We start from the raw sequence: 24,554 nt of genomic DNA, 5'->3' as shown, positions 1-24,554 counted from the left end.
TAGGACGCGTCTGGACAGGCTTAGACACAGGCCGGGTCTGGACGGGCTTCCGGGGGTAGCTCGGCCTCGTGTCGGCCGCGGCGTGCCTCTTCCAGGCCACAAGCGCCCAAATGGCGAGTCCGGTCAAGGTGAGTTGCCAGTAAGTGACCAGTATCGAGATGACGACCAAGATTAGGAATAGAGCGGGGATCCACATGGCGACATTATGCATATGGGACACGCCCGGAGGTAGAGGACTTAATCCCTGATCGCCCGCACGGGAATTGTCGTCCGCATGGTCCTCCCCGCCGTCCGGATGATGAGGTCCACGGGCGGCGGAATGCCCGCCGGATTGCGAAGGGGTTCGGTTGCTGCAAGTTGCTTGCGCCGTAACCTCCGACAAACGCAAAAGCGTCCCCGGAAGTTGCCGGGGACGCTTTTGCGCTGGAATCTGGCGTCGCGGAGTTCAGTGCGTTCAACGCTCACAACTCGACTCCCCGTCGCGAAGCGGGCCTTTCTCCCCTTGGCGCAGCCGCTGCTGCAGCGATGCAATGGACTGAGGTCCGTTCGTCTGCAGGAGGCATTCCATGAACGTCCCGGTTATTTTGGCGCTCGGTGCAATAATTGTGTTCGCCGTCGTGATGGGTGTTGTCATGTCACGAGAAAAGGATCCGCAGCGGCGGGCCGCCGCGCTGACGCGCACCGGAGCGGCCGTCATGGCGGCGTTCACGGTCCTCGGGGGAATCTTCATCGGCGGGTTCGCGATGCAGGAGCCGGGCGGAACAGCCGGAACGCTGATAACGCTCGCCTGGGTCGTGCCGATGCTCATCCTCGGGGTCTCGGCCTGGTTTTGGCCGGCGGCAACCGCCCCCCTGCTGCTCGCCCTCGCCTCTGCCTTCATTGCCGCGTGCGTGTGGCTCGCCTTCGACCCCGCTGCCCTGAGCACCTTCCTCAGTGACAACGGCCCCGTTATAGCCGTCAGCGTGCTCGCGTTGGCTTTCCCGGCCGCCATCCTCGGGCTGAAACTCACCGCCCTGGCCGGCTGGCTGCTGGTGGCCCTGGGGGTTCTGCCGCTGTTGATTACGGTCATCGGAAGGTCGGGCGCGGTCGGATCGCTGATCGCTGCCAGCCTGGTTCCCCTGGTCTGCGGGATCGCCTATCTGCTGTCCGCCCGGATGGCTGGGGCCAGTTCGACGTCGGGAACCATTCACCCGGCGGCCGCCTAAAACTGCCGCGCCGCCGCCGAACCCGGCCGCGTAACGCAAATCGGGCCACGGGCAATCGGCGGGTAGCATCGGGGGCATGAGCGCCGAAGACGACGACATCACCGAAGAGTTGCTGGCCGACGCCGGGAAGCTGACCGGATTGAGCCTGGAACTGCTCGGGCTCGACCCGCACCCGGATGATATGACGGCCGAGCAGCGGCTCCAGTTTGATCCCGAGGACCTGGCCGAGATGGCCGCCGTCGATCCGGACGACCGTCACAAGGCCGTGGGCCAGACCCGCCTGCTGGCCGGACTCCTGTGGAACTCGTCCAGCATCCTCATCGACCAGTTATTCCGCGATCTCGGCACCCTCAGCACGCTGGAGGTTGTCACGCCGGCCGACATCGCCGGGACCTCCGTCCTGTCCTCGCTGCCGCCTCAGTTCGCCGCCAGCTACGACGCGAAGTTCACCCAGAAGTTCATCGTGGTCGCAGCAGATGTCACCGCGTCCCTGGTCCGGGGCTGGACCGCGCCCGGATGCCTCGCAGCGGAACTCGCCGTCCGCTGCCTGCTCGATCAGGCGGAAATCACTGAGGAAATCTACGAACTGGACCTTCCGGAGAACTGGCGGGCCGCCGTCGGGGAAGTCCTGCTGGAGGACGCCGAAAGCGACGCTCTGTACTCCGACGACGACGGCGACAGCCCGGACAGTGCCGACGCCGACGCCGGGAAGCTGGGTTTCGAGCACTGGTACCGGCCCTTTGCGCCCGGCGATACCGTTCCGCCGTACGCCTACTCCTGATCCCTGCTTCTGAGTCCTACTTCTGACTGCCCGCGCTAGGCGAATGCCGCCAGATAGTCTTCGGTGAAACGCCGGACGCCGTCCCACTCGGTGTAGACATAGTCCCGGGTGGTGTCGGTGTCGAGGGATCCCTTGTCCTTGGCGATCTTCTTCATGACGAGCTTCTTGATGAACCCGTAGTGGGTATAGAGCAGGGCGCCGGCAAACAAACCGACGTGCGCGGGCCGCCACCCCGTGTCCTGCTCAAACTTCTCCACGTAGCCCTCCGCCGTCTCCTCGTCCCCTTGGGAGGCCATGCTCACCGAAACCAGGGCGGAAGGCAGCCGCTCGAGCTCAGCGCGGTTCTTCTTGACGAAGTCTGCGACGTATCCCTCGTGCTTTCCCACGTGCACCGAGGCCGCCACGATCACGCCGTCGTAGCCGCCCGGCAGAGGGTCTGCAGAATGTTTGAGGTCCGCCGTCTCTGCCTGGTGCCCGTTCGCCCGGATTACCTCGGCAATATAATCCGCGATTTTTGCTGTTTGTCCTTCAACGGTCCCGTAGGGGATATAGATTTTGGCCATGTGCCAAGTTGACCTCCCCCGGCTGTGACGCACTACGGCCGAAGGTCCCGCGGGCGGCAACGCACGGCCCTCTTGACGCCCGCACTCTTGACGGCGGCGGCGTACCGACATGTGATGGACGAAGGCCCGGTCCGGTTCTGATTCGACCGGCCGGTACACAAGCAGGACCCACGATGAAAGGACGCAACATGTCCCTGCTCGACTCCGCCCTCTGGGACGGCAAGATCTACCTCAGCGGCTGGCGGCCCGGGCGCGGCGGGACCGGTGACGCCGTCGAACCAGCCACCGGAGAAACGCTGGGCCGCTATGGCGTGGCCTCAGTGGAGGATGTCCGCGAAGCCGCCGCGGTGGCCGCGAAAGCGCAGAAGGACTGGGCCGCCCGCAACCCGGAGGACCGCGCCGCCGTGCTCCGCCGCGCGGGACAGCTCTGGGAGGAACACTCGGCGGAAATCCAGGCCTGGATCGTCCGCGAATCCGGCGGCATCCCGCCCAAAGCCGGGCTGGAAACCCACATCGCGGCCAACGAATGCTACGACGCCTCCGCCCTGCCCTCACTCCCAGCTGGCGACGTGCTGACCTCGAACGAGAGCCGCTGGTCCTTCGCCCGGCGCCGGCCCGTCGGCGTCGTTTCGGTGATTGCACCCTTCAACTTTCCGCTGATCCTCTCCATCCGCGCAGTCGCCCCGGCGCTGGCCCTTGGCAACGCCGTCCTGCTCAAACCGGACCCGCGCACTGCGGTCTGTGGTGGCGTCACCTTGGTCCGGGTGTTCGAGGAGGCAGGTCTTCCGCCCGGCCTGCTCTCCCTGTTGCCCGGAGGCGCCGAGATCGGCTCGGCCGTCGTAGAGGCACCCGAGGTTCGCGTCATCGCCTTCACGGGGTCGACGGCGGCAGGGCGCAAAGTGGGCGAGGCGGCCGGCCGGCTGCTCAAGCGTGCCCATCTGGAACTCGGCGGGAACAACGCACTGATCGTGCTGCCCGGCGTCGACTTCCCCAAAGCTGTCTCCGCCGCCGCGTTTGGCTCCTTCATGCACCAGGGTCAGATCTGCATGGCGTCCGGCCGGCATATCGTGCACGAGGATATCTACGAGGACTACGTCAGCGCCCTGGCGGAAAAGGCCCGCCATTTACCGGTAGGCGACCCGAAGAGCGGAACAGTGGCGCTGGGCCCGGTGATCGACGAGAAGCAGCTCCACCGGGTGGACACGATCGTTCAGGACGCGGTGCAGGGCGGCGCGCGCCTGGCCGCCGGCGGCAGCCATGACGGCCGGTTCTACCAGCCCACCGTGCTCGCCGACCTCGACCTCGCCAGCCCGGCGTGGAAGGACGAGATCTTCGGCCCCGTCGCCCCGGTGATGAAGTTCTCCACCGTGGACGAGGCCGTTGCCCTGGCCAACGACAATGAATACGGGCTTTCGATAGGAATCCTCGGCGACGTCGGGATGGCCATGGCGATCGCCGACCGGCTCGACTCCGGAAAGATCCATATCAACGAGCAGACGGTGTCCGACGAGGCCAACTCGCCCTTTGGCGGGGTCAAGAACTCGGGCAACGGCTCGCGGATCGGCGGCCATCATGCCAACATCGAATCCTTCACGGAAATCCAGTGGCTGACCGTGCGGCCGGACATCGCACCGTACCCGTTTTAGGCCGGGTAAATGCGGGAGTTCCCCGCCGCGGATGGCGCGGAGCCGGACTCCGCGGGCAGATCAGGGCGAATGTCCGGCGGTCATTCGCCCTGATCTGCCCGTAAGATGGCCGCTCCCGGTACTTAGGGCTCGAATAAGACCGAACCGGTCATGAAGATGCCGCGCTGCGGGACCCAGAATTCCCCGAGCCGTTCCTGGACGGGCAGTGCCGACGTCTGTCCCAGGCTGTGCCCCTGCAACTGCGCCTTGCTATCGCGGACGAACCACATCCGCCGCGGGCGCGCCAAAAAGGTTTGGCCGTTGGGCGCCGCGCCCGTCAACCCGAGGTGCCCCGCCCCCAGCACCGGGCCGGCAACGGCCCCCATGGCACGCAGGAACGTCCGGCTGCGCCACAGCCGCTCCGGAACGGCGCCGGACACCGCGGACATAAGCCGGGTGACCGGCGTCGCCGCCAGCTTCAGGTCCCAGCTCAGGTCCACGCCGGCTCCGACGTCCACGCTGAAGGAATAGCCGTCGCGCCACCGGATGGAGATCCGGCGAGTGGACGCCGAGCCGATGGCGCTGCCGAAGTAGCGGGGGCAGGAGGTCCCGGGGTCGGTGGTGCTGTGAATCGTCCAGACACCGGCAGGGTCGCGGATCCAGACCGAGATGTAGCCCGGGCCGACGGACGACGCCGGAAAATGCCGAAAGGCCAGGACGTAGCCGGAGCTGAACGGAACGCCCATGACGGCGTAGCCGGCAAAGCGTTCCTCCGCACCGGAGGGCAGCGCACAGTTCTGTTCCATCGGCTCAACAAGCGAGCGGGGACTCTGCATGGCTTCGGCCTCCGGTTTTGCTACATGTGAACTGTTACATGTGAACGTGGAGCCGCCGGGCCGCTTCGGAGATGGAGCCGCTCAGCGACGGGTACACGGTGAAGGTGCTGGCAATGTCGTCGACATGCAGTTTCTGGGTCACGGCGATCGATAGCGCGAAGATGAGCTCGGAGGCGTTCGGGCCCACCACCACCCCACCAATGACGGTGCCAGAACCCTTGCGGGCGAAGATCTTGATGAACCCGTCGCGGTGGTTGCGCATCTTGGCGCGGGCGTTGCTGCGCAGGGACAGCTTGATGATGTCGCCCTGGTACTTGCCGGATTCGATCTCCGCCTCGGACACGCCCACGGAGGCGATCTCGGGCGAGGTGAAGATGTTGGATGCCACCTGGTGCAGCTTGATCGGCATGACGGCGTCGCCCAGGAAGTGGGCCACGGCAATCCGGCCCTGCATCGCGGCCACCGAGGCCAGGGCCAGGACGCCGGTGCAGTCGCCTGCGGCGTAGATGTTCGGCGCCGTGGTGCGCGAGACGCCGTCGACCTTGATATGGCCGCTCTCGGTGAGCGCGACGCCGGCTTCCTCCAAGCCGATTCCGGCCGTGTTCGGGATGGAGCCGACGCAGACGAGGCAGTGGCTGCCGGTCACCTTGGAACCATCGCCGAGGGTGACCACCACGCCGTCCTCCGTGCGCTCCACGGTCTCGGCGCGGGCCCGGGAGAGGACCTTCAGCCCGCGGCGCTCGAAGACGCCCTCGAGGACCTCGGCGGCGTCGGTGTCCGAGCCCGGCAGCACGCGGTCGCGGCTGGAAATCAGGGTGACTTTGGAGCCCAGGCCGTTGTAGGCCGAGGCGAATTCCGCGCCCGTGACACCGGAACCCACCACGATGAGCTCCTCGGGGAGTTCGTCCATGTTGTAGATCTGGGCCCAGTTCAGGATGCGCTCACCATCCGGACGCGCCGTGGGCAGCTCGCGCGGGTGGGCGCCGACCGCCAGCAGGATGGTGTCCGCCTCCACCGTCTCGGTGCCGTCGGCGGTCAGGACCTCAATGGTGTGGTTGTCCAGCAGCTTGCCGGAGCCGATCAGGATGCGGACGTTCTGGTGTTCCAGCCCGGCCTGGATGTCCTCGGACTGCTTCCGCGCCAGGCGGAGCAGGCGGTCGTTGATGTGCTTGAGGTCCGCGCGCATCGACGGGGCAAAGTCGCCGCCGTCGACGTCGAACTTGACGCCCAGCTCCCCCGCCTCACCGACGCGGGTCATCAGGTCCGCCGTCGCGATCAAGGTTTTGGAGGGCACGACGTCGGTCAGCACCGCGGAGCCGCCGAGTCCCGCACGCTCGATGATGGTGACCTGCGCCCCCAGCGAAGCGGCGACCATGGCGGCTTCGTAGCCGCCGGGCCCTCCGCCGAGAATTGCGATGCGGGGTGAGCTGAAGTCAGGATGCGTAGTCACAATCAACCATTGTCCACCATCCGAACCGGAGCCACCAAGAATCCGGGCCCTGCGCTCGTCCCGCCGCGCATGCTGGGCAGCAGGGCCGAGCCGCGATAACTTGTACCGGTGAGTACAACAGAATTCCTGAACACGGACCCTTTCGACGCCGCCCGCGCCGCCGCCGACTACATCGCCGAAGAGACGGGCGTCGATTCCCATGACGTCGCGCTGGTCCTCGGCTCGGGCTGGGGCGACGCCGCCGAGCTGATCGGCGAGACCACCGCCACCTTGTCCGCCGCCGAAATCCCCGGCTTCTCCGCACCCTCCGTAGTGGGGCACGTGGGCACCATCCGCTCGGTGCTGACCAAAGAGGGAAAGCGGGCCCTCGTCCTGGGCGCACGCACCCACTACTACGAGGGCAAGGGAGTCCGCGCCGTGGTTCACGGCGTACGCACCGCCGCGGCCGCCGGCTGCAAGGCCCTCGTGCTCACCAACGGCTGCGGCGGGCTCAACGAGAACTGGACGCCCGGCACCCCGGTGCTGATCAGCGACCACATCAACCTCACCGCCACCTCTCCGCTGGAAGGCGCCACGTTCGTGGACCTGACAGACCTGTACTCCTCCCGGATCCGCGGCCTCGCTCGCGAAGTGGACCCGTCCCTGGAGGAGGGCGTCTACGCCCAGTTCACCGGCCCGCACTACGAGACGCCCGCCGAGGTGCAGTACGCCAAACGGATCGGCGCCGACCTGGTGGGCATGTCCACGGCCTTGGAGGCCATCGCCGGCCGCCACGCCGGCATGGAAGTCTTCGGCATCTCGCTCGTGACCAACCTCGCCGCCGGGATCAGCCCCGTGCCGCTCAGCCACGGGGAAGTCCTTGAGGCCGGCCAGGCCGCCGGACCGCGGATTTCCAAGCTGCTCGCAGAGATCATCGCCAAGCTCTGATCACTGCATTACTGGTGCCGGCTAGGTCCTGGACTACCTCGCTGCGGTTATTCCGCAGCCAGGTAGTCCAGGACCTTTGCCTTGTCCGACGGGAACCGCCGCTCGATCGAGTCCGCGATTCCGGCGATGCTCTGGCGCGCCAGCGCCTGGCGCCAGGCGAGTTCGGCCTGGCGCATGGTCTGGGAAATAAGGCACGTCCGTGCGAAGTTATCCCGCCGATCCGGATCCGGGACATTCCCGAGGATCGCCTCGCACCGGAAGGCCGGGTCCTGGCCCTCCAGCGCCAGCACAATGTCCAGCACGGTGATGTTTTCCGGCCGGCGCGCCAAAAGAAATCCGCCGCGGGGCCCGGAGACTGACTCCAGCACACCGGCCCGGACCAGCGACTGAAACTGCTTGTTGAGATAAGCGGCCGGGAGTCTGTAGAATTCGGCCAGCCGTGCGCTGTTCACCGGCTCGCCCGGCGGTGTCCATGCCATGTTGACGCAACTGTGCACGGCCCATTCCACGCCACGGCCCATCTTCATATTCCAGACGCTACGTGTCCGGAAATTTGGGTGTCAAGGTCCTGCTTGAGGCGTTGAGATGGAACTGAAACCCCAACTCCCGATTCTTTGGGCAGGAATCCCTCGCGATTGGCGATAGTTTGGTTCCTATGACGTCTTCTGATGCCGAACTCGCCCGACTCCTGAGCGATGCCCGAGACTGGGCAAACCGGGACCCGGACCCCGCCACCGCCGCCACCTTGTCTGAGCTGATTCGTCTCACCGATGGCGGCGTCGCCGCGGCCCGCCAGGAGCTGGCCGACAGCTTCAGCGGCACCCTCCAGTTCGGCACCGCCGGACTACGGGCGGCCCTTGGCCCGGGGCCGAACCGGATGAACCGCGTGGTGGTCCGCCGCGCCGCCGCCGGCTTCACCGCCTTCCTCACCAACGCCGTCGAGCAGGCCTCCCCCGGCACCCGGCCGCGCGCCGTCGTCGGCTACGACGCCCGCTACAACTCCGATATTTTCGCCGAAGAAACCGCTGCGATCCTCACCGCGGCCGGTGTCGAAACCTTCCTGATGCCGGCCGCGCTGCCCACCCCGCTGCTCGCGTACGCGGTCCGGGCGCTGGACTGCGACGGCGGCGTCATGGTCACCGCCAGCCACAACCCGCCGCAGGACAACGGGTACAAGGTGTACCTGGGCCGCCACGCGGTTGAGGAAAGCGGCCGCGGCGCCCAGATCGTGGCACCCTACGACGCCCTGATAGCGGCGAAGATCGACGCCGTCGGCGACCTGGACTCCATCCTCCTGGCCGCCGACGGGTGGACCGTACTGGAGCCCTCGATCGCCACCGAATACCAGCGCGCCGTCGCGGCCCTGGCGGTTCCGGAAAACTTCCCGGCCCGCAGGCTGAAGATCGTCCTGACCCCCATGCACGGCGTGGGCGGGGAAACGGCGGTGGCGGTGCTGAACGCCGCCGGTTTCGACGACGTCACGCTGGTCACGGAACAGGCGCACCCGGATCCGGACTTCCCCACGGTGAACTTCCCCAACCCGGAAGAGCCCGGGGCTCTGGACCTGGCCCTGGAGGCGGCGACGCGTGAGGACGCCGACATCGTGATCGCCAACGATCCCGACGCCGACCGGGCGGCCGTGGCGGCGAAGGACCCGGGCACCGGCGCGTGGCGCATGCTGCGCGGTGATGAGGTGGGCGCCCTGCTCGGCGCCCACGTCGTAGCCCGGCAGGCCGCGGGCGGCGAGGCACCGGCCGGCGTGTTCGCCAACTCGATTGTGTCGTCCCGGTTGTTGGCGCGGATCGCGGCCGCAGCAGGCTACGCCCACGAGGAAACCCTGACCGGCTTCAAATGGATTGCCCGCGTGCCGGGACTGGTCTACGGCTACGAGGAGGCGCTGGGTTATTGCGTCGCCCCGTCGCTGGTGCGCGATAAGGACGGCATCTCCGCGGCGGTGTTGATCGCCGAGCTCGCGGCGGCCGCAAAGGCCGAGGGCAAGACCATCTTCGACACCCTGGACGAGCTCTACCTGGTGCACGGGCTGCACGCGAGCGACCAGCTCAGCATCCGGGTGGCAGACCTCGGCCTGCTGGACGCGATGATGAACCGGCTGCGCGTCAGCCCGCCGGAATCGTTCGGCGGCTCCGGCGTCGAGGCCGTCACGGACCTGGCCGTGGGCAGCGAGCAACTCCCGCCCACCGAGGGCCTGATGTACCTGACGAGGGACCTCAGCCGCGTCATCATCCGTCCCAGCGGCACGGAACCGAAGCTCAAGTGCTACCTGGAAGTCATCCGCAGCGTCGGCTCGGCCGCCGAGCTTCCGGCGGCCCGGGACGAGGCGCGTGCCGCGCTGGACGGCGTCCTGGCGGACGTCCGCGAAGCCCTGGGCCTCTAGAGCTCTACCTCGATGTACCCGCCCACAACCCGGGTACCGAAGGTGGCGAGCCGGAGTTCCGGGCTGCCGAGGCACTCACCCGTAGCGAGGTCGTAGACCTCCTTGTGCAACGGCGAAGCCACCGTGGGGCGGTCCCCGCGGGAACCGGTGATGCCGCGGGCCATGACGTGCGCCCCGGTGGCCGGGTCTTCCTGCGCGACGGCGAAAACCTCACCGGACACGGTGCGGAACAGGGCCACCTGGCGGCCCGCAATCAGTGCTGCCTCGCCCCAGGCGGGTTCGAGGTCCGCCACGGCGCACACGCGGTGCCAGCCGGCTGCGGCTGCCTGCTCAGCGGTCTGGTCCTCAATGTCGGGTACTGCGTCAAGTACTGCGGTTTCTAGTACGGCGGTCATCCCGGCCCCTCTCTGATACATCCCTTTACGGGCTGAACCGCTGCTGCGGCCACATATTCAAGCTAGGCCCGCGGTGTTTCATCCGGACGCGCCGGATGTGTCCGGCGCGTAAAAGAGAGCTAACACGGCCGGAAATGCATTCGTGATGCAGAAGTTAAGATCACGAAACATAAGGGAAACTGAAGCGAAATTCCCGTTGCCTAGTCTGGGACGACAAGCTGCAGAGCACCGTCTGCGGCCCATGCGAAAGGCCCACCGTGACCGGACACCCCTCAAGCCACCCGAACCAGGGCGCAGCCAGCGCCGCCCCGCGCCGTATTGTGGTGGCCGGCGGCGGCCCCGCAGCGCACCGTTTTGCCGATGCCATGCACGCCCGCGGACTCGATGGCTGGCACGTTACCGTCCTCACCGAGGAAGCCCACCTCCCCTACGACCGCGTCGCGCTGAGCAAGGCACTGACCGACAGCGACGTCGACCTCACCCTGGGCAGCGCTTCCATGTGGGACCACACAGCCCTGAACCTCAAGACCGGCGAACGCGTCATCAGCATTGACGCCGCCGGCAAGACGGTCAAGACCGCGGCGGGAACCGTCTTTGAGTATGACGAGCTTGTGGTCGCGACGGGCTCGGACGCGGCCCGTCTGCCCATCCCGGGCTCTGAACTCACCCACGTCTACCGCACCCTTGAGGACGTCTGGTCCATCAACAAGGCGATCGCGGACCTCACCGAGAAGCTTGGCCGCAAGGTCAACGCTGTCACAATCGGCGGCGGTCTGCTGGGTCTGGAATCAGCGGCCGGCACCGAGCAGCTCGGCGCCACCCCGATCGTCATCAACGGCTCGCCGTGGCTCATGAACACCCAGCTGGACGAGGGTGCCGGACAGGCGCTCGGCCGCCTCATCGAGGCCAAGGGCTTCACCGTCCACGGCGGGGTGTTCCCCTCCGAGGTCCTCTCCGACGACGAAGGCCAGGTCACCGGCGTCCTCATGGCCGACGGCCGGATCATCGACGCCGACATCGTGATCGTTGCGATCGGTGTGCGGCCCCGCGATGAGCTCTTCCGGGCTGCGGAGGGTGCAGAGCAGCAGTTCCAGCTCGGCCAGCGCGGCGGCGTCGTCATCTCCGACGACTGCTCCACGGAGGTTCCCGGCATCTGGGCAATCGGCGAGGTCGCCAACTTCGGCGGCATGTGCCTGGGCCTGGTGGCCCCGGCCAACACGATGGCCGAAATCGTCGCGGACCGGCTGCACGGCGGCGACGCAACTTTCCCCGGCTTCGACACGGCCACCAAGCTCAAGCTCTCCGGCGTCGACGTCGCCAGCTTCGGCGATGCCTTCGCCCGCACGGAACACGCGCTCGAAATTGTCTACGCCGACCCCGCCCGCGGCGTCTACCAGAAGATCGTCACCACCGACGATGCCAAGACCCTGCTCGGCGGCATTTTCGTCGGCGACGCCTCGCCCTACACTTCCCTGCGCCCCATGCTGGGCCGCGAACTGGCCGCCGAACCCGGCGCCTACCTCACCGCGGCCGGCGGCGGCGAGGCCCCGGAGACCGAACTGCCGGACGACGCCATCCTGTGTTCCTGCAACAACGTCTCTGCGGGAACCATCCGCGACACCGTCAACGGCTGCGGGGCCTGCGACGGCAACGCGCCCGTCCAGGAACTCGGCGAGCTGAAGGGCTGCACCCGGGCCGGAACCAGCTGCGGTTCCTGCGTGCCGATGCTCAAGAAGCTGCTCGAGACCGAACTGACCAAGTCCGGCGTCGAGGTCTCCAAGGCACTCTGCGAACACATCGAGCTGTCCCGCCAGGAACTCTTCGACGCCATCCGTGTCCTGGAACTGACCTCCTTCGAGGAGATCATGGCCAAGTACGGCACCGGGGCCGGCTGCGATATCTGCAAGCCGACCATCGCCAACATCCTGGCCAGCCAGAACAGCGCCTACGTCCTGGACGCCGGCCGCGGCACCCTGCAGGACACCAACGACCGTGCCCTGGCCAACATGCAGAAGGACGGCACCTACTCGGTGGTTCCGCGCATCGCCGGCGGCGAGATCACCCCGAAGAAGCTCGGCGTGATCGCCGCTGTCGCCGAGCAGTACGGCCTCTACACCAAGATCACCGGCGGCCAGCGGATCGACATGTTCGGCGCCCGGCTGGAGCAGCTGCCGGAAATCTGGAAGATCCTCGTGGACGCCGGCTTCGAATCCGGCCAGGCCTACGGCAAGAGCCTGCGCACGGTGAAGTCCTGCGTCGGCTCCACCTGGTGCCGCTTCGGGGTCCAGGACTCGGTGGCCATGGCCATCGCGCTTGAGCTGCGCTACCGCGGACTCCGCAGCCCGCACAAGCTGAAGATGGGCGTCTCCGGCTGCGCCCGCGAATGTGCGGAGGCCCGGGGCAAGGATGTCGGCGTCATCGCCACCGCGGACGGCTGGAACCTGTACGTCGGCGGCAACGGCGGGGCCACCCCGGCGCACGCCCAGCTGCTGGCCAAGGACCTCGACGACGAAACCCTGATCAAGTACATCGACCGCTACTTCATGTACTACATCCGCACCGCCGACCGCCTGCAGCGCACCGCGCGCTGGCAGGAAGAGCTCGACGGCGGCATTAAGCACGTCGAGGACGTGGTGGTGCATGACACCCTGGGCATCGCCGAGGACCTTGAGGCCGCTATGGCCAAGCACGTTGACACCTACGTCGACGAATGGGCCGACACCCTGAAGGATCCCGAGCGCCTCCGCCGCTTCCGCTCCTTCGTCAACGCCCCGGACCAGAAGGACGATTCCATTACCTTCGTCTCCGACGAGCGCGGCCAGATGCGCCCCGCCACGGCCGAGGAGAAGGCGCTGGCCGGTCAGCAACCAGTCCTGATCGGCGCTTCCATTCCGGTCCGCGCCACCACCCCGGAACTGCTTGACGAGAACGAGGTATAGCCATGCAGCTCACCATTGACCTCACCGGACGCGAAGTCCTGGTCACGGGCGCGGACCACGCCGCGCGGCAGGCCGTGCGGCGCTATGAAGCGGCCGGCGCCATCGTGTTCCGCCTCAGCACGCCGCAGGGCGCCGGCATGGACGGCCCGCTGCCCGAGCGTCCGTTCCTGGTGGCGGCAGTCGACGACGGCCAGCCCGGCTGGGACGCCCTCCTGGGCCGGTGCCATGCCACCGGCATTCCGGTGGCGGCCGAGCCAGCGGCCGGCCCGGTAGGACACGTCACCCTCGTCGGCGGCGGCCCCGGGACCACCGAGCTGCTCACCATCGCGGCCGTTGCGGCGCTGCGGGACGCCGACGCCGTCTTCTATGACCGGCTCGCCCCGTACCAGGACCTGCCGTCCCTGACCTCGGCAGAGCTCGTGGATGTGGGCAAGAAGCCCGGCCACCACAAGGTCAGCCAGGCCGACATCGAAAAGCTCATGGTGGAAAGCGCCCTGGCCGGCAACAATGTGGTCCGCCTCAAGGGCGGGGACCCCTATGTCTTCGGCCGGGGAGGAGAGGAAGTCGCCTCCTGCGTCGCGGCCGGGGTCCCGGTCCGCGTCATCTCCGGAGTCACCAGCGCCATCTCGGTTCCGGCCGCCGCCGGCATCCCGGTCACGCACCGCGAAGTCAGCCACATGTTCACCGTGGTCTCCGGCCATGCCCCGCTGACTGAGAACGAATTAACGCACCTTTCCGGGCTCGGCGGAACCATTGTGGTCCTGATGGGCATCGGCACCCTGCACCACCTCGCAGCCGGACTCCGCCGGGCGGGGATGCGGGCCGACATGCCGATGGCGGTCGTCGAACGCGGCTACCGCCCCGGCCAGCGCACCACGATCGCCGAGCTGGGCACCATCACCTCCGCAGCCGCGGGCTGCAGTAACCCCGCCGTCCTGGTGATCGGGGACGTTGTCCGGGTGGCCGAGGCCAACCGGGGCTGTGCCGAGGCCACGGCAGAGCTCGACCGACTGGCCGCATCACTGATGGAGGCGTAAGGATTCCCATGAGCGCATTGAACGCCGTCGCCGCAACCTTCCCGGAGCCCGGCGCACCCTTAACCCCGTTGATCCCCGCCACGTCCGGCGCACCCGCGCCGGAACCTGCAGACGACGCGACCGAACGGGACCTTCCTTTGGACGGCTTCCGGATCGGCGTCACCTCGCACCGCCGCTCGCAGGACCTCATCGAGGCCCTCGAGCGCCGCGGTGCCGAGGTGCTTCACGCCCCGGCGCTGAAGATCGCCCCGGTCCGGGAGGACCAGAGCCTGATCGAGGACACCCGGGCGATCATCGCCGCCCGGCCCGACCTTTGTATCGCCACCACCGCCTACGGCATGCGCCGCTGGTGCGAGGCCGCGGACACCTTTGGCATTGGCGACCAGCTGCTGGAGACCCTCTCGGCCACACGGATGTTCGTCCGCGGGCCCAAAGCCCGCGGCGCCGTGCGTGCTGCCGGGCTCGCCGACGTCGGAATCAGCAGCGACGAAACCACCGCCACGCTCGTGGACATGCTCCTTGCCGAGGGTGTGCGGGGCAAGACAGTCGCGGTCCAGCTGCACGGCTACACCGATGTCCGCCAGCTCGAGCGCCTGCGCATGTCCGGCGCCACCGTCCTGACGGTCACCCCGTACCGCTGGGTCAAGCCCGACGGCGCCGACCGGCTGCCCAAGCTCATCGAGGCCGCGTGCAGTGGCAACCTCGATGTCCTGACCTTCACCAGCGCCCCCGCCGTGGACGCGATGTGGAGCACGGCGCATGAGATGGGCGTCTACAAACAGCTCGTGGAGAGCCTGAAGACCACTGTGGCGACCGCCGTCGTCGGGCCCATCACCGCGCAGCCGCTGCTCGACGCCGGGCTGCATCCGCTGATCCCGGAACGCTTCCGGATGGGCGCCCTGATCCGGCTGGTCTGCGAGCACCTGGCGCTCAACCACGTCCGCCGGCTCGACACCGTTTCCGGCAGCGTGGAGCTGCGCGGCCGCTCGCTGCGGATCAACGGCGAGGCGGTCGACATGGCACCGGCGCCCCTGCTGCTGCTGCGCGCGCTCATCGGCGCCGGCGGGGCCGTGCTGTCCCGCGAGGCGCTCTCGGACCTCCTGGAATTGCGCGGTTCCGTGCATGCCCTGGACATGACCGTCAGCCGGCTGCGGTCCGCGCTGCCGGACACCCGGCTCGTGGAAACCGTGGTGAAGCGCGGCTACCGGATCCGCGTGTAACGCAGTGGCAGAACGGGCCGCCGCGGAGGTGTGACGCACGGCATTACCGGCCGGTAAATACTGGCGAACAGGCAGGGCAAAAGCGGCAACACCCGGGAAACACCCCGGAAAAATCGGACGCCTACGCTGGGGTTCATCAAGCACACCGGCCACACGATGGCCACCCAGCGAAAGGGCCTGCACATGTCCGCTCCGGCATTGTCTCCCACCTCCGGCACGTCTACCTCGACGGCAGCCGCCTCCTCCTCCGCCTACAAGACAGCAGTCACGACGGCAGCCCGGCCCAGGATCGTCGTCGCCGGCGCCGGCCGGGCCGCCCAGGCCCTCGTCCGGCAGCTCACCCGGACCCCGTTTGCCGGCGCCATCACGGTCCTCAGCAACCGGGACGACGCCCCCGAGGAACTGCTGGAGCTCGCCGTCCTGCCCCAGGTGTCCATCCGCTTTGGCCAGCCGGCCAGCTACATCGACGCGGAAAACCGCCGCGTGACCACCGCCGACGGCATGGAATTCGACTACGACGAGCTCGTCATCGCCACGGGCTCCGCTCCCGCCGAGGCGCCGGTGGAAGGCGCCGCCCGGTGCCTGAGCTATTCCACGATCGACGACGCCGCCCGGCTGGGCGAGGCCGTCAAGGACGTCACCCGGGTCCTCGGCCGGCGCCCGCTGGGCATCCTGGTCGGCACGGGCTCGGCCGCCGGCCAGGCCGAGGCCGTCCTCCGGGCCCGCGGCGTCCGCCCCATCCGCACCACCGTCCGCCCCGCCGCCGTCGTTCCCACCATTGCCGGGTCCGTCCTGCCGGCGTCCGGCATCGTCTTCGAGGACGGCTCCAGCATGAACGGTGACCTCGTGATCCTCGCCGAGGAGCGCATCGCCCGCGACGAACTGGCCGCCACGGCCGGGCTCACCACCGCGCCCGGCGGCGGGATTGTCATCGGCCAGGACTTCCGCACCTCCGTGCCGGGCATATGGGCGATCGGTGACGCCGCGGCCTACGACGGCGTCCGGCTGGGACTGCTCGTGGCCTCCGGGTCGGCCGCGTCGGTGTGTGCCTCCCAGTTGCTTCAGGCCACCATGGGCCGGCCCCTGGCGGCCGCGGCCTGAGTGTGCGGGGGCGGCCCGGCTGGGGCGTCCGCCGGGCATGTTCCTATGGCAAGATGGTTCCCTGATAAGCCGCGCACCATGCGGCGCCGCCAGGGCCCGCAGGCCCACAAGGCCCGGGAAGGGACCGCCGCGTCCCAGGCCCGCCACGAAAGGGACCACCATGAGCCACGAAGCCGCTACCGCGGGCACGCCCAACATCGCCTCCTACATCGACCACACGCTGCTCAAGCCGGAGGCCAGCGAGGCGGAGGTGCTCAAGGTTTGCGCCGAGGCGGCCGAATACCATTTCAAGTCGGTCTGCGTGAATCCGGTCTGGGTCAAAACCGTCAAGACCGCGCTGAAGGGATCCGGCGTGCTGACGTGCTCCGTGGTGGGATTCCCGCTGGGCGCCACGCCGAGCGACGTCAAGGCCTTCGAGGCCCGCGGCGCGGTCATGGACGGTGCAGAAGAGGTGGACATGGTCATCAACATCGCCGCTGCCCGTGCCAATGACAAGGGCGCGCTGGTGGATGACATCGCCGCCGTCGCCGACGCCGTGCACGAGGGCGGGGCCATCCTGAAGGTCATCATCGAAACGGCTCTGCTGAGCGATGACCAGAAAGTGCTCGCCTGCGAGGCCGCGGTGGAGGCCGGGGCGGACTTCGTGAAGACCTCCACCGGCTTCAACGGCGGCGGGGCCACGGCCGAGGACGTCGCGCTCATGCGGCGCACCGTCGGTCCGGACCTGGGGGTCAAGGCCTCCGGCGGCGTGCGTTCCCTGGCCGATGCTCAGGCTATGATTGCTGCAGGTGCAACACGTATTGGCGCCAGCTCCGGCATCGCGATCGTCAAGGGTGAACAGGGTTCATCCGCGTACTGATCCACGCCGGCAGCGCCCACAGTTTTGAGCCCCCCGGGGCCGAGGAGGAACGAATGTCCAGCAACACCACCCAGTCCCGACGCGTTGAGAACAGCCTCGGATCCAGCATCGCCCTGTTCGTGCCGATGATGGTCCTGTTCCTCGGCGCGATCTACTCCCTGGCCTTCCTGACGCTGGACAACGTCTGGCCGATGGCCGTCTGCCTGGTCCTCTTTGCCCTCTCGTTCTGGATCCCGCAGACGCTGCTGGGCCGCTCGGATTCGGCCGGCGAAAACTAGGCTCCCCCATTCTTGATGACTGAAGCTCCGGATCTTCCGGAGCTTCAGTCATTTAAGGACCTCTGGTGCCCGGGGAGCCTCAGTCTTCTGGGGAGCGCAGCCTAGCCGGACACCAGCCCGAGCAGGCCCTTCACCAGGCCCTCGACCAGCCCCGTGCCCAGAGCCAGGGCTGCCGGGAAGTGCGCTTTGGCCACGGCCAGGCCGGCGCCAAACATCCCCACCATCGCATAGCCGCTCACCGGGATGAGGACGAACCATTCCCGCCGTGAGCCCGCCCGGCCCAGCAGCGGGATGGAGAACGCCCCGTTGGCCTTCCAGATGTTCTTGAGCAGCGGCAGTTTCCGCAGGACCTTCGGCGGCTTGATCACCAGCGGCCAGAGCAGCGGCACTCCCCCGGTGGTGATCATGTCCCCCACAATGTGCACCAGCACCCCGGTGAGCATCGAGACCGGCAGCCAGGTCCACTGGTGCGGCGCAAACCACGTCACGACTCCTGCCATGAGCAGCCCGAAGATCCAGTTGCTGATCCAGCCGTACTTGGGAAAGAGCTTCAGTGCCTTCACCGCGATGTTGATCATGAACATGCACAGCAGGCCGGCCCCGACGGACAGCAGCCCCCACTGGGTCTGCACCTGCCACTGCCCGGCGATCGTGGCCAGCAGCACGAAGAACGCCGCGCCCAGCACCGAGTGCGTGCCCTGCCGGTGGCCCCCGCTGACCTTCTCAATGCCGCGCGCCACCAGGTTGGACAGCGGCGGCAGCGCATGCGCCACAGTGCTGGCGCGGTGGTCCCAGTCGCAGACCAGCGCAGTCCCCGCCGTCGCCATGGCACCGATCACGATTCCCGCGGGATCCAGCGGGTACCAGCCAAGCGCATACGGGCCGGTCGAGGCAATGGCTACCCACGCCGCGGCTCCCGACGCGGCGTGATGTCCTCCCATCATTGTTCTATTTCACCGCTAACGGGGCGTCGGAGAAGATGTTGCGGATGACGCCGTTGGCCCACTCGAGGATCTCGGCGTCCTGCAGGTCCCGGCCGCCGATCCTGGCGGTCTTGGGCTTCGGGACAAGCACTGCGTCCAGGGCCGGCTTCGCCTGCGCGCCGGGGTACATCCGGGTGAGGCGCATGAGCTTGGACTCGGGCAGCTGCGCCGGGGAGAACTTGATGAAGTTGCCCTGCAGCGCGACGTCGGACAATCCGGCCTCGCGGGCGCCCACCCGGAACCGGGCGACGTCGATCAGGTTTGTCGCGGGCAGCGGCAGTTCGCCATAGCGGTCCACGAGCTCCGCGAGGACCTCATCGATCGCCTCGTAGGTGATGGCGCCGGCGAGTTTGCGGTAGGCCTCCAGGCGCAACCGCTCGCCCGGCACGTAGTCATGCGGCAGGTGCGCGTTGACCGGCAGTTCGATCTTCATTTCGGCGGCCTTCTCCTCGGCCTCGCCCCGGTATTCGGCCACGGCCTCGCCGACCAGCCGGATGTAGAGGTCGAAGCCGACGCCCTGGATGTGGCCGGACTGCTCGCCGCCGAGCAGGTTGCCGGCGCCGCGGATCTCCAGGTCCTTCATGGCCAGCTGCATGCCGGCGCCGAGCTCATTGTGCGTCGCGACGGCTTTGAGCCGTTCCAGCGCCACCTCGCCGAGCGGCTTTTCCGAGGGGTAGAGGAAGTAGGCGTAAGCGCGTTCGCGGCCGCGGCCCACACGCCCGCGCAGCTGGTGCAGCTGGGACAGGCCATACTTGTCCGCGCCGTCCACGATCAGGGTGTTGGCGTTGGAGATGTCCAGGCCGGTCTCGATGATGGTGGTGCAGACGAGGACGTCGAAGCGCTTTTCCCAGAAGTCCACGATGATCTGTTCCAGCCGGCTCTCGGACATCTGCCCGTGCGCCACCTCCACCCGGGCCTCCGGGACGAGTTCGCGGATCTTCGCCGCGGTGCGGTCGATCGTGGACACCCGGTTGTGGACGAAGAACACCTGGCCTTCGCGCATCAGTTCGCGGCGGATCGCGGCGGAGGTCTGCTTGTCCGTGTACGGGCCCACGTAGGTCAGCACGGGGTGCCGCTCCTCTGGCGGGGTGGCCAGGGTGGAGGTTTCGCGGATGCCTGTCAGGGACATTTCCAGGGTCCGCGGAATCGGGGTGGCGCTCATGGCCAGGACGTCCACGTTGGTGCGCATCTTCTTCAGCGCCTCCTTGTGTTCGACGCCGAAGCGCTGCTCCTCGTCCACGATCACCAGGCCGAGGTCCTTGAAGCCGAAGTCCTTGGACAGCAGCCGGTGCGTGCCGATCACGACGTCCACGGAACCGCTCTTGACGCCGTCGGCGGTTTCCTTGGCCTCCTTGCCGCTCTGGAAGCGGGACAGAGGCTTGACGACGAGCGGGAACCCGGAAAACCGTTCGGTGAACGTCTCGTAGTGCTGCTGGGCGAGGAGGGTCGTGGGCACCAGCACGGCCACCTGCTTGCCATCCTGGACGGCCTTAAACGCAGCCCGGACCGCGATCTCGGTCTTTCCGTAGCCGACGTCGCCGGAGATCAGCCGGTCCATCGGGATCTCGCGCTCCATGTCGGCCTTGACCTCGTTGATGGTGGTCAGCTGGTCCGGGGTCTCCACGTACGGGAAGGCCTCCTCCAGTTCCCGCTGCCACGGGGTGTCCGGGCCGAAGGCGTAGCCGCGGGAAGCCATCCGGGCGGAGTAGAGCCGGATCAGCTCGCCGGCGATCTCCTTGACCGCCTTGCGGGCCTTGGACTTGGTGCTGGCCCAGTCCGCGCCGCCCATCTTGCTCAGCGCCGGAGTGTCCCCGCCCACGTACCGGGTGACCTGGTCCAGCTGGTCGGTGGGCACAAAGAGCCGGTCGCCGGGGGCTCCGCGCTTGGACGGGGCATATTCCAGCACCAGGTACTCGCGCACCCCGTCGCCTCCTCCGGCCACCCGACGCTGGATCAGCTCCACGAACCGGCCGATGCCGTGCTGTTCGTGCACCACCGAGTCCCCGGCCACGAGCTGGAGCGGGTCCACGGCGTTCCGCCGCTTGGACGGCATCCGGCGCATGTCCTTGGTGGACCCGGCGGAGGTCCGGCCCAGGAGGTCCGCCTCGGTCAGCAGCGCCAGCTTGAGCGGATCCAGGACAAAACCGCGGCCGACGGCGGCGGTGGTCACCTCGATCAGCCCGGCCTGCGGGTCCGCCTCGAGGGTGTCCACCCGGGCGCAGGGGATGTCGTTGTCGTGGAAGAGTTCCGCGAGGCGCTGCGCCGGGCCTGGACCCTCGGTGACCACGACGATCCGCCACTGGTCCCGGACGCGGGAGCCGATGAAGTCCATCATTTCCGCCACGTCGCCCTGGTAGCCGCGGGGTTCCCGGGCGTGCAGGTTCAGCACGTCGACGTCGGGCAGCAGCTCTTCGTCGCTGGCCAGCGAGGTGATGGACCACCAGGAGACGCCGTGCTCCAGTGCTGCGGTGCGGGTATCGGTCAGCGAGCGGAAGCTGGCCGAGTGCAGCGCTTCGGACGCCGCAGAGGCCAAAACAGTGTCCAGCGCCAGGGGCGCGGGGCCGCCGTCGGACGCCGTGGACCAGGCGGCCTCGAGGAATTCCTCGTTGGTCGCGGCGAGGTCGTGGGCCCGGGTGCGGACCTTCTCCGGTTCGATCACCACCGAGATGGAACCGGCCGGGAGCTGGTCCAGGAACGGCACCATGGCGTCCACCAGCACGGGAGCCAGCGATTCCATGCCCTCGACGGCGATGCCGCCGGCGATCTTCTCCAGCATGTCCGCGGCGGCCGGGAGCTGGGACTTCAGGGTGGCCGCGCGGGACATGACGGAGGGCGTGATCAGGATTTCGCGGCACGGCGGGGCATGGAGTTCGGTGGGATGGTGCAGGCCGGGCGCTGTCAGCGAGCGCTGGTCGGCGACGGCGAACCAGCGCATCTGGTCCACCTCGTCGCCAAAGAACTCGACCCGGATGGGGTGGTCCTCGGTGGGCGGGAAGACGTCCAGCATGCCGCCGCGGACGGCGAACTCGCCGCGGCGCGTGACCATGTCCACCCGGGCGTAGGCGGCGTCGGCGAGGCTTTTGACGACACTGCTGAAGGGGGCCTCCTGGCCGAGCTTCAGGGTCACGGGCACCAATTCACCCAGGCCTGCGACGATCGGCTGCACGACGGCGCGCACGGGGGCCACCACGACGCGCAGAGCACCGGCGGTGGACGATTCGGGGTGCGCGAGCCGCCGGAGCACGGACAACCGCCTGCCCACGGTGTCCGAGCGCGGGGAGAGCCGCTCATGCGGCAGGGTCTCCCAGCTGGGGAACTCGGCCACGGCGTCGGCGGGCAGGAAGGCGCGCAGGGCCTCGGTCAGGTCCTCGGCCTCGCGGCCGGTCGCGGTGACAGCCAGGACCACGGGCACCGGAGAGCCGGCCCCGGCAGAGCCGGTTTCGTTCGCCGCATGCGCCGTGAGTCCGTCCGCCATTTCGGCGAGCAATGTGGACCGCATTCCGGCCGGGGCGCTGATCTGGTAGTCCTCGCTGCGGGCGGCAAACCCGCGGGCGGCCTCGGCCTGGATCCGGGCGTAATTCCGGTCTTCGGCGAGGACACGGCGCAAACCGGTGAGAGAGGGGCCGTTGAGGCTCATAGCTGTTGCTCCTGATGTGATCACGGGGTGCAGGCAACACGAATAGCCGGAATTCGTGAGAATCCCGGGTCCTCCAAGCCTACCGCGGAGCCCCGGGCCAGACCGACGAGGCTAGGCTGGCGGGAGGAGCGGGTGGCCCATCCGAAGTGCCCTGGGCACCGAATCGCTTGGTAGGCCACCCGCCAACTGCTGGCTGACAAGGAGTCACCATGAACGGCACAACAGCAACCCCTGAACCCGCCCGAACGCCTGCTCCAGCCCCGCAGGCGGTCTCCGCCAAGGCCGCCTCCCCGAAAACCGTGCTGGTCACCGGGGCCACCGGCTACATCGGCGGGCGGCTGGTCCCCCGGCTCCTGGAAGCCGGGCACACGGTCAAAGTCGTGGTCCGCACGCCGGCCAAGATCGCCGGCGTGCCGTGGCTGGATGACGTCGAGGTGGTCCACAGCAGCCTCGACGACGGCGAGGCCCTGCGGGAGGCGCTCGGCGGCGTCGACGTCCTGTACTACCTGGTCCATTCCATGGCGGCGGGGGCCGGATTCGAAGCCAAGGAAAAGGCGATGGCCGGGACGGCGGCCCGGGCCGCAGCCGCGGCCGGAGTGGACCGGATTGTCTATCTCGGCGGCCTGCACCCGGCAGGGGCCGAGCTGTCCACCCACATGCGTTCCCGTGAGGCGGTGGGGAAAGTTTTCTTGGACAGCCCGGTGGACGCAGTGGTGTTCCAGGCCGGCGTCGTCATTGGCTCAGGCTCGGCGTCGTTCGAAATGATCCGGCATTTGTCTGAGACGCTCCCGCTCATGCCGGCACCGAGCTGGGTGCGCAACAAGATCGAGGCGATCGCCGTCCGCGATGTCCTGTACTACCTCGTGGCCGCGGCGTCGCTGGAAGGAACCATCAACCGGACGTTCGACATCGGCTGCCGCCAGGTGCTCAGCTATGCGGGAATGATGCAGGAGTACGCGGCCGAGGCGGGCCTGCCGCACCGGGTGGTTCTGGCGCTGCCGGTCCCTGCCCCCAAGCTGGCCGGCGTGTGGGTGGCGCTGACTACGCCGATCCCGCTCTCCATGTCCCTGCCGCTCGTGGAATCGCTCCAGCACGACGCCGTCGCCGGCGAGCACGACATAGATGCGTACATCCGGGTACCGGAAGTCGGCCTGACCCCCTACCGGCGGGCCGTGGCCCTCGCCCTGGGCAAGGAACGCGACGGTCAGGTGGAAACCACCTGGGCCAGTGCCGGTGTCGACGCCGATCCCCTGCCGAGCGACCCGGACTGGTCCGGCCACACGGTGTACGTGGACGAGCGCAGCTTCCCCAGCGACGTGGACCCGCGGCACGTTTGGACCGTCATCGAAGGAATCGGCGGCCGGAACGGCTGGTACTCCCTGCCGCTTGCCTGGCAGGTGCGCGGCTGGCTGGACAAGCTCACCGGCGGCGCGGGGCTGCTGCGGGGCCGCCGGCACCCGCACCTGCTGGCCGAGGGCGAGGTGGTGGACTGGTGGCGAGTCGAGCGGATCGACCGTGGCCGGCTGCTGCGTTTGCGGGCCGAAATGCGGGCCCCGGGCAGGGCCTGGCTCGAACTTTCCGTGGAGCCGGAGGGGGCGGGCAGCCGCTACCGCCAGCGCGCCATCTTCTTCCCCAAAGGCCTCAGCGGCCGTCTGTACTGGCTCGCCGTGCTGCCTTTTCACAGCGTCATATTTCCGGCCATGTCGCGGAATATCACTGCCGCCGCCCGGGACCTGGAAGACCTCGAATCGAAGCCTGCCGGGCACACGACGTAGGATGTTGGAGCCCGAAACGTCCACTTCCCTATCACGGAGGACCCCCCTATGGCCCTGAGTGCATCCACTACCGTTCCGCACAGCGTTGACCGTGTTACCGCGGTTTTCGTCAATGAAGACTTCCTGCGCCACACGAGCGAACTCGTCGGCGGCACCCTGGAATCCTTCGCCCTTGACGGAGACCCCGCCGGCGCGTTCAGCACCACCACTGTGCGGACCATCCCCACCACGCGGATGCCTGACATCGCGCGGAAATTTGTCGGCGAAAGCCTGAAAGTAACCCAGCTGGAGGACTGGGAGGCCCCCGCCGCCGACGGCTCGCGGCAGAGCAAGATCTCCCTCAAGGTCTCCGGCGCACCGCTGGACGTGAACGCTGTCCAGCGCCTCGTCTCCGACGGCGGCAGCACCCGGATCGAGCTTGAGGGCAACGTCACCTCCTCAGTGCCGTTCCTTGGCGGCAAGATCGCCGATGCAGCCGAACCGATGGTCGGCAAGGCCCTGAACATTCAGTCCCAGCAGGCCCAGGCCTGGCTCGAGAGCCACTAGCG

At 68.1% G+C, this 24,554-nt stretch carries 20 protein-coding genes; 13 read left to right on the top strand and 7 right to left on the bottom strand.

What is annotated here, in order from left to right; translation table 11 throughout:
- Positions 1 to 566 precede the first annotated feature (566 nt).
- Entirely contained in the window at positions 567 to 1,205 is a 639-nt protein-coding gene (locus MRBLAR12_RS17255) for a hypothetical protein (RefSeq protein ID WP_229993228.1), read from the top strand.
- Between the two features lie 76 nt (positions 1,206 to 1,281).
- Positions 1,282 to 1,986 (top strand): hypothetical protein, encoded by a 705-nt coding sequence (locus MRBLAR12_RS17250; protein WP_229993227.1) that lies wholly within the window; start codon positions 1,282 to 1,284, stop codon positions 1,984 to 1,986.
- 35 nt (positions 1,987 to 2,021) lie between these two features.
- On the opposite strand, the gene MRBLAR12_RS17245 is transcribed toward MRBLAR12_RS17250, so the two are convergent.
- Positions 2,022 to 2,549, bottom strand: coding sequence for a flavodoxin domain-containing protein (locus tag MRBLAR12_RS17245; protein WP_364747287.1), 528 nt, complete (start codon positions 2,547 to 2,549; stop codon positions 2,022 to 2,024).
- Positions 2,550 to 2,737: 188 nt separating this feature from the next.
- On the opposite strand from MRBLAR12_RS17245, the gene MRBLAR12_RS17240 reads away from it, so the two are divergent.
- Complete coding sequence (locus tag MRBLAR12_RS17240; protein WP_364747518.1) at positions 2,738 to 4,195, top strand: benzaldehyde dehydrogenase; 1,458 nt, start codon at positions 2,738 to 2,740, stop codon at positions 4,193 to 4,195.
- A gap of 122 nt (positions 4,196 to 4,317) precedes the next feature.
- Here MRBLAR12_RS17240 and MRBLAR12_RS17235 read toward each other — a convergent pair whose 3' ends face one another.
- Together MRBLAR12_RS17235 and MRBLAR12_RS17230 are read right to left on the bottom strand one after the other, a co-directional pair.
- Complete coding sequence (locus tag MRBLAR12_RS17235; RefSeq protein WP_364747285.1) at positions 4,318 to 5,010, bottom strand: hypothetical protein; 693 nt, start codon at positions 5,008 to 5,010, stop codon at positions 4,318 to 4,320.
- Positions 5,011 to 5,044: 34 nt separating this feature from the next.
- Positions 5,045 to 6,460, bottom strand: a complete 1,416-nt coding sequence (locus MRBLAR12_RS17230; protein ID WP_229993224.1) for an NAD(P)H-quinone dehydrogenase — start codon at positions 6,458 to 6,460, stop codon at positions 5,045 to 5,047.
- Positions 6,461 to 6,568: 108 nt separating this feature from the next.
- Here MRBLAR12_RS17230 and MRBLAR12_RS17225 point away from each other — a divergent pair, with 108 nt between their 5' ends.
- Positions 6,569 to 7,387 (top strand): purine-nucleoside phosphorylase, encoded by an 819-nt coding sequence (locus MRBLAR12_RS17225; RefSeq protein WP_229993223.1) that lies wholly within the window; start codon positions 6,569 to 6,571, stop codon positions 7,385 to 7,387.
- Between the two features lie 47 nt (positions 7,388 to 7,434).
- On the opposite strand, the gene MRBLAR12_RS17220 is transcribed toward MRBLAR12_RS17225, so the two are convergent.
- Positions 7,435 to 7,914 (bottom strand): RrF2 family transcriptional regulator, encoded by a 480-nt coding sequence (locus MRBLAR12_RS17220; RefSeq protein ID WP_229993222.1) that lies wholly within the window; start codon positions 7,912 to 7,914, stop codon positions 7,435 to 7,437.
- Positions 7,915 to 8,042: 128 nt separating this feature from the next.
- On the opposite strand from MRBLAR12_RS17220, the gene MRBLAR12_RS17215 reads away from it, so the two are divergent.
- Complete coding sequence (locus tag MRBLAR12_RS17215; protein WP_229993221.1) at positions 8,043 to 9,782, top strand: phospho-sugar mutase; 1,740 nt, start codon at positions 8,043 to 8,045, stop codon at positions 9,780 to 9,782.
- On the opposite strand, the gene nirD is transcribed toward MRBLAR12_RS17215, so the two are convergent.
- A complete protein-coding gene (gene nirD, locus MRBLAR12_RS17210; RefSeq protein ID WP_229993220.1) occupies positions 9,779 to 10,177 on the bottom strand; it encodes a nitrite reductase small subunit NirD in 399 nt (132 codons plus the stop codon). The two genes, MRBLAR12_RS17215 and nirD, sit on opposite strands and share 4 nt — an antisense overlap.
- A gap of 257 nt (positions 10,178 to 10,434) precedes the next feature.
- Here nirD and nirB point away from each other — a divergent pair, with 257 nt between their 5' ends.
- The 6 genes from nirB (at position 10,435) to MRBLAR12_RS17180 (ending at position 17,611) form a co-directional block, all read left to right on the top strand.
- Complete coding sequence (nirB, locus tag MRBLAR12_RS17205) at positions 10,435 to 13,116, top strand: nitrite reductase large subunit NirB (protein WP_290369345.1); 2,682 nt, start codon at positions 10,435 to 10,437, stop codon at positions 13,114 to 13,116.
- A 2-nt stretch (positions 13,117 to 13,118) separates the two neighbouring features.
- Positions 13,119 to 14,153 (top strand): uroporphyrinogen-III C-methyltransferase, encoded by a 1,035-nt coding sequence (gene cobA, locus MRBLAR12_RS17200; RefSeq protein ID WP_364747281.1) that lies wholly within the window; start codon positions 13,119 to 13,121, stop codon positions 14,151 to 14,153.
- A gap of 8 nt (positions 14,154 to 14,161) precedes the next feature.
- Positions 14,162 to 15,373, top strand: a complete 1,212-nt coding sequence (locus tag MRBLAR12_RS17195; protein ID WP_229993218.1) for a uroporphyrinogen-III synthase — start codon at positions 14,162 to 14,164, stop codon at positions 15,371 to 15,373.
- Positions 15,374 to 15,556: 183 nt separating this feature from the next.
- Positions 15,557 to 16,474: an FAD-dependent oxidoreductase gene (locus tag MRBLAR12_RS17190; RefSeq protein WP_229993238.1), complete on the top strand. Its 918-nt coding sequence runs from the start codon at positions 15,557 to 15,559 to the stop codon at positions 16,472 to 16,474.
- Between the two features lie 160 nt (positions 16,475 to 16,634).
- The gene (gene deoC / locus MRBLAR12_RS17185) at positions 16,635 to 17,333 is read left to right on the top strand and encodes a deoxyribose-phosphate aldolase (RefSeq protein WP_364747280.1); all 699 of its coding nucleotides are present in this window, start codon (positions 16,635 to 16,637) and stop codon (positions 17,331 to 17,333) included.
- A gap of 53 nt (positions 17,334 to 17,386) precedes the next feature.
- Positions 17,387 to 17,611, top strand: coding sequence for a hypothetical protein (locus MRBLAR12_RS17180; protein WP_229993216.1), 225 nt, complete (start codon positions 17,387 to 17,389; stop codon positions 17,609 to 17,611).
- A gap of 101 nt (positions 17,612 to 17,712) precedes the next feature.
- On the opposite strand, the gene MRBLAR12_RS17175 is transcribed toward MRBLAR12_RS17180, so the two are convergent.
- Together MRBLAR12_RS17175 and mfd are read right to left on the bottom strand one after the other, a co-directional pair.
- Positions 17,713 to 18,555: a metal-dependent hydrolase gene (locus tag MRBLAR12_RS17175; protein ID WP_229993215.1), complete on the bottom strand. Its 843-nt coding sequence runs from the start codon at positions 18,553 to 18,555 to the stop codon at positions 17,713 to 17,715.
- A 4-nt stretch (positions 18,556 to 18,559) separates the two neighbouring features.
- Positions 18,560 to 22,231, bottom strand: coding sequence for a transcription-repair coupling factor (gene mfd / locus MRBLAR12_RS17170; protein WP_229993214.1), 3,672 nt, complete (start codon positions 22,229 to 22,231; stop codon positions 18,560 to 18,562).
- A gap of 209 nt (positions 22,232 to 22,440) precedes the next feature.
- Here mfd and MRBLAR12_RS17165 point away from each other — a divergent pair, with 209 nt between their 5' ends.
- Both MRBLAR12_RS17165 and MRBLAR12_RS17160 read left to right on the top strand, forming a co-directional pair.
- The gene (locus MRBLAR12_RS17165; RefSeq protein ID WP_229993213.1) at positions 22,441 to 24,006 is read left to right on the top strand and encodes an SDR family oxidoreductase; all 1,566 of its coding nucleotides are present in this window, start codon (positions 22,441 to 22,443) and stop codon (positions 24,004 to 24,006) included.
- A 48-nt stretch (positions 24,007 to 24,054) separates the two neighbouring features.
- Positions 24,055 to 24,552 (top strand): DUF2505 domain-containing protein, encoded by a 498-nt coding sequence (locus MRBLAR12_RS17160; RefSeq protein ID WP_229993212.1) that lies wholly within the window; start codon positions 24,055 to 24,057, stop codon positions 24,550 to 24,552.
- Positions 24,553 to 24,554 lie beyond the last annotated feature (2 nt).

The organism is Arthrobacter sp. LAR12-1-1.1, assembly GCF_040676555.1.
Classification (GTDB): Bacteria; Actinomycetota; Actinomycetes; order Actinomycetales; family Micrococcaceae; genus Arthrobacter.
The sequence above is the reverse complement of the archived record's forward strand: the minus strand, read 5'-3'. Positions and strand labels throughout refer to the sequence as shown.

Bases quoted from the DNA above. Each gene is read 5' to 3' on its own strand.
- MRBLAR12_RS17255 (WP_229993228.1), top strand. From the start codon at position 567: ATGAACGTCCCGGTTATTTTGGCGCTCGGTGCAATAATTGTGTTCGCC.
- MRBLAR12_RS17250 (WP_229993227.1), top strand. From the start codon at position 1,282: ATGAGCGCCGAAGACGACGACATCACCGAAGAGTTGCTGGCCGACGCC.
- MRBLAR12_RS17245 (WP_364747287.1), bottom strand. From the start codon at position 2,549: ATGGCCAAAATCTATATCCCCTACGGGACCGTTGAAGGACAAACAGCA.
- MRBLAR12_RS17240 (WP_364747518.1), top strand. From the start codon at position 2,738: ATGTCCCTGCTCGACTCCGCCCTCTGGGACGGCAAGATCTACCTCAGC.
- MRBLAR12_RS17235 (WP_364747285.1), bottom strand. From the start codon at position 5,010: ATGCAGAGTCCCCGCTCGCTTGTTGAGCCGATGGAACAGAACTGTGCG.
- MRBLAR12_RS17220 (WP_229993222.1), bottom strand. From the start codon at position 7,914: ATGAAGATGGGCCGTGGCGTGGAATGGGCCGTGCACAGTTGCGTCAAC.
- MRBLAR12_RS17215 (WP_229993221.1), top strand. From the start codon at position 8,043: ATGACGTCTTCTGATGCCGAACTCGCCCGACTCCTGAGCGATGCCCGA.
- nirD (WP_229993220.1), bottom strand. From the start codon at position 10,177: ATGACCGCCGTACTAGAAACCGCAGTACTTGACGCAGTACCCGACATT.
- cobA (WP_364747281.1), top strand. From the start codon at position 13,119: ATGCAGCTCACCATTGACCTCACCGGACGCGAAGTCCTGGTCACGGGC.
- MRBLAR12_RS17195 (WP_229993218.1), top strand. From the start codon at position 14,162: ATGAGCGCATTGAACGCCGTCGCCGCAACCTTCCCGGAGCCCGGCGCA.
- MRBLAR12_RS17190 (WP_229993238.1), top strand. From the start codon at position 15,557: ATGTCCGCTCCGGCATTGTCTCCCACCTCCGGCACGTCTACCTCGACG.
- deoC (WP_364747280.1), top strand. From the start codon at position 16,635: ATGAGCCACGAAGCCGCTACCGCGGGCACGCCCAACATCGCCTCCTAC.
- MRBLAR12_RS17180 (WP_229993216.1), top strand. From the start codon at position 17,387: ATGTCCAGCAACACCACCCAGTCCCGACGCGTTGAGAACAGCCTCGGA.
- MRBLAR12_RS17175 (WP_229993215.1), bottom strand. From the start codon at position 18,555: ATGATGGGAGGACATCACGCCGCGTCGGGAGCCGCGGCGTGGGTAGCC.
- mfd (WP_229993214.1), bottom strand. From the start codon at position 22,231: ATGAGCCTCAACGGCCCCTCTCTCACCGGTTTGCGCCGTGTCCTCGCC.
- MRBLAR12_RS17165 (WP_229993213.1), top strand. From the start codon at position 22,441: ATGAACGGCACAACAGCAACCCCTGAACCCGCCCGAACGCCTGCTCCA.
- MRBLAR12_RS17160 (WP_229993212.1), top strand. From the start codon at position 24,055: ATGGCCCTGAGTGCATCCACTACCGTTCCGCACAGCGTTGACCGTGTT.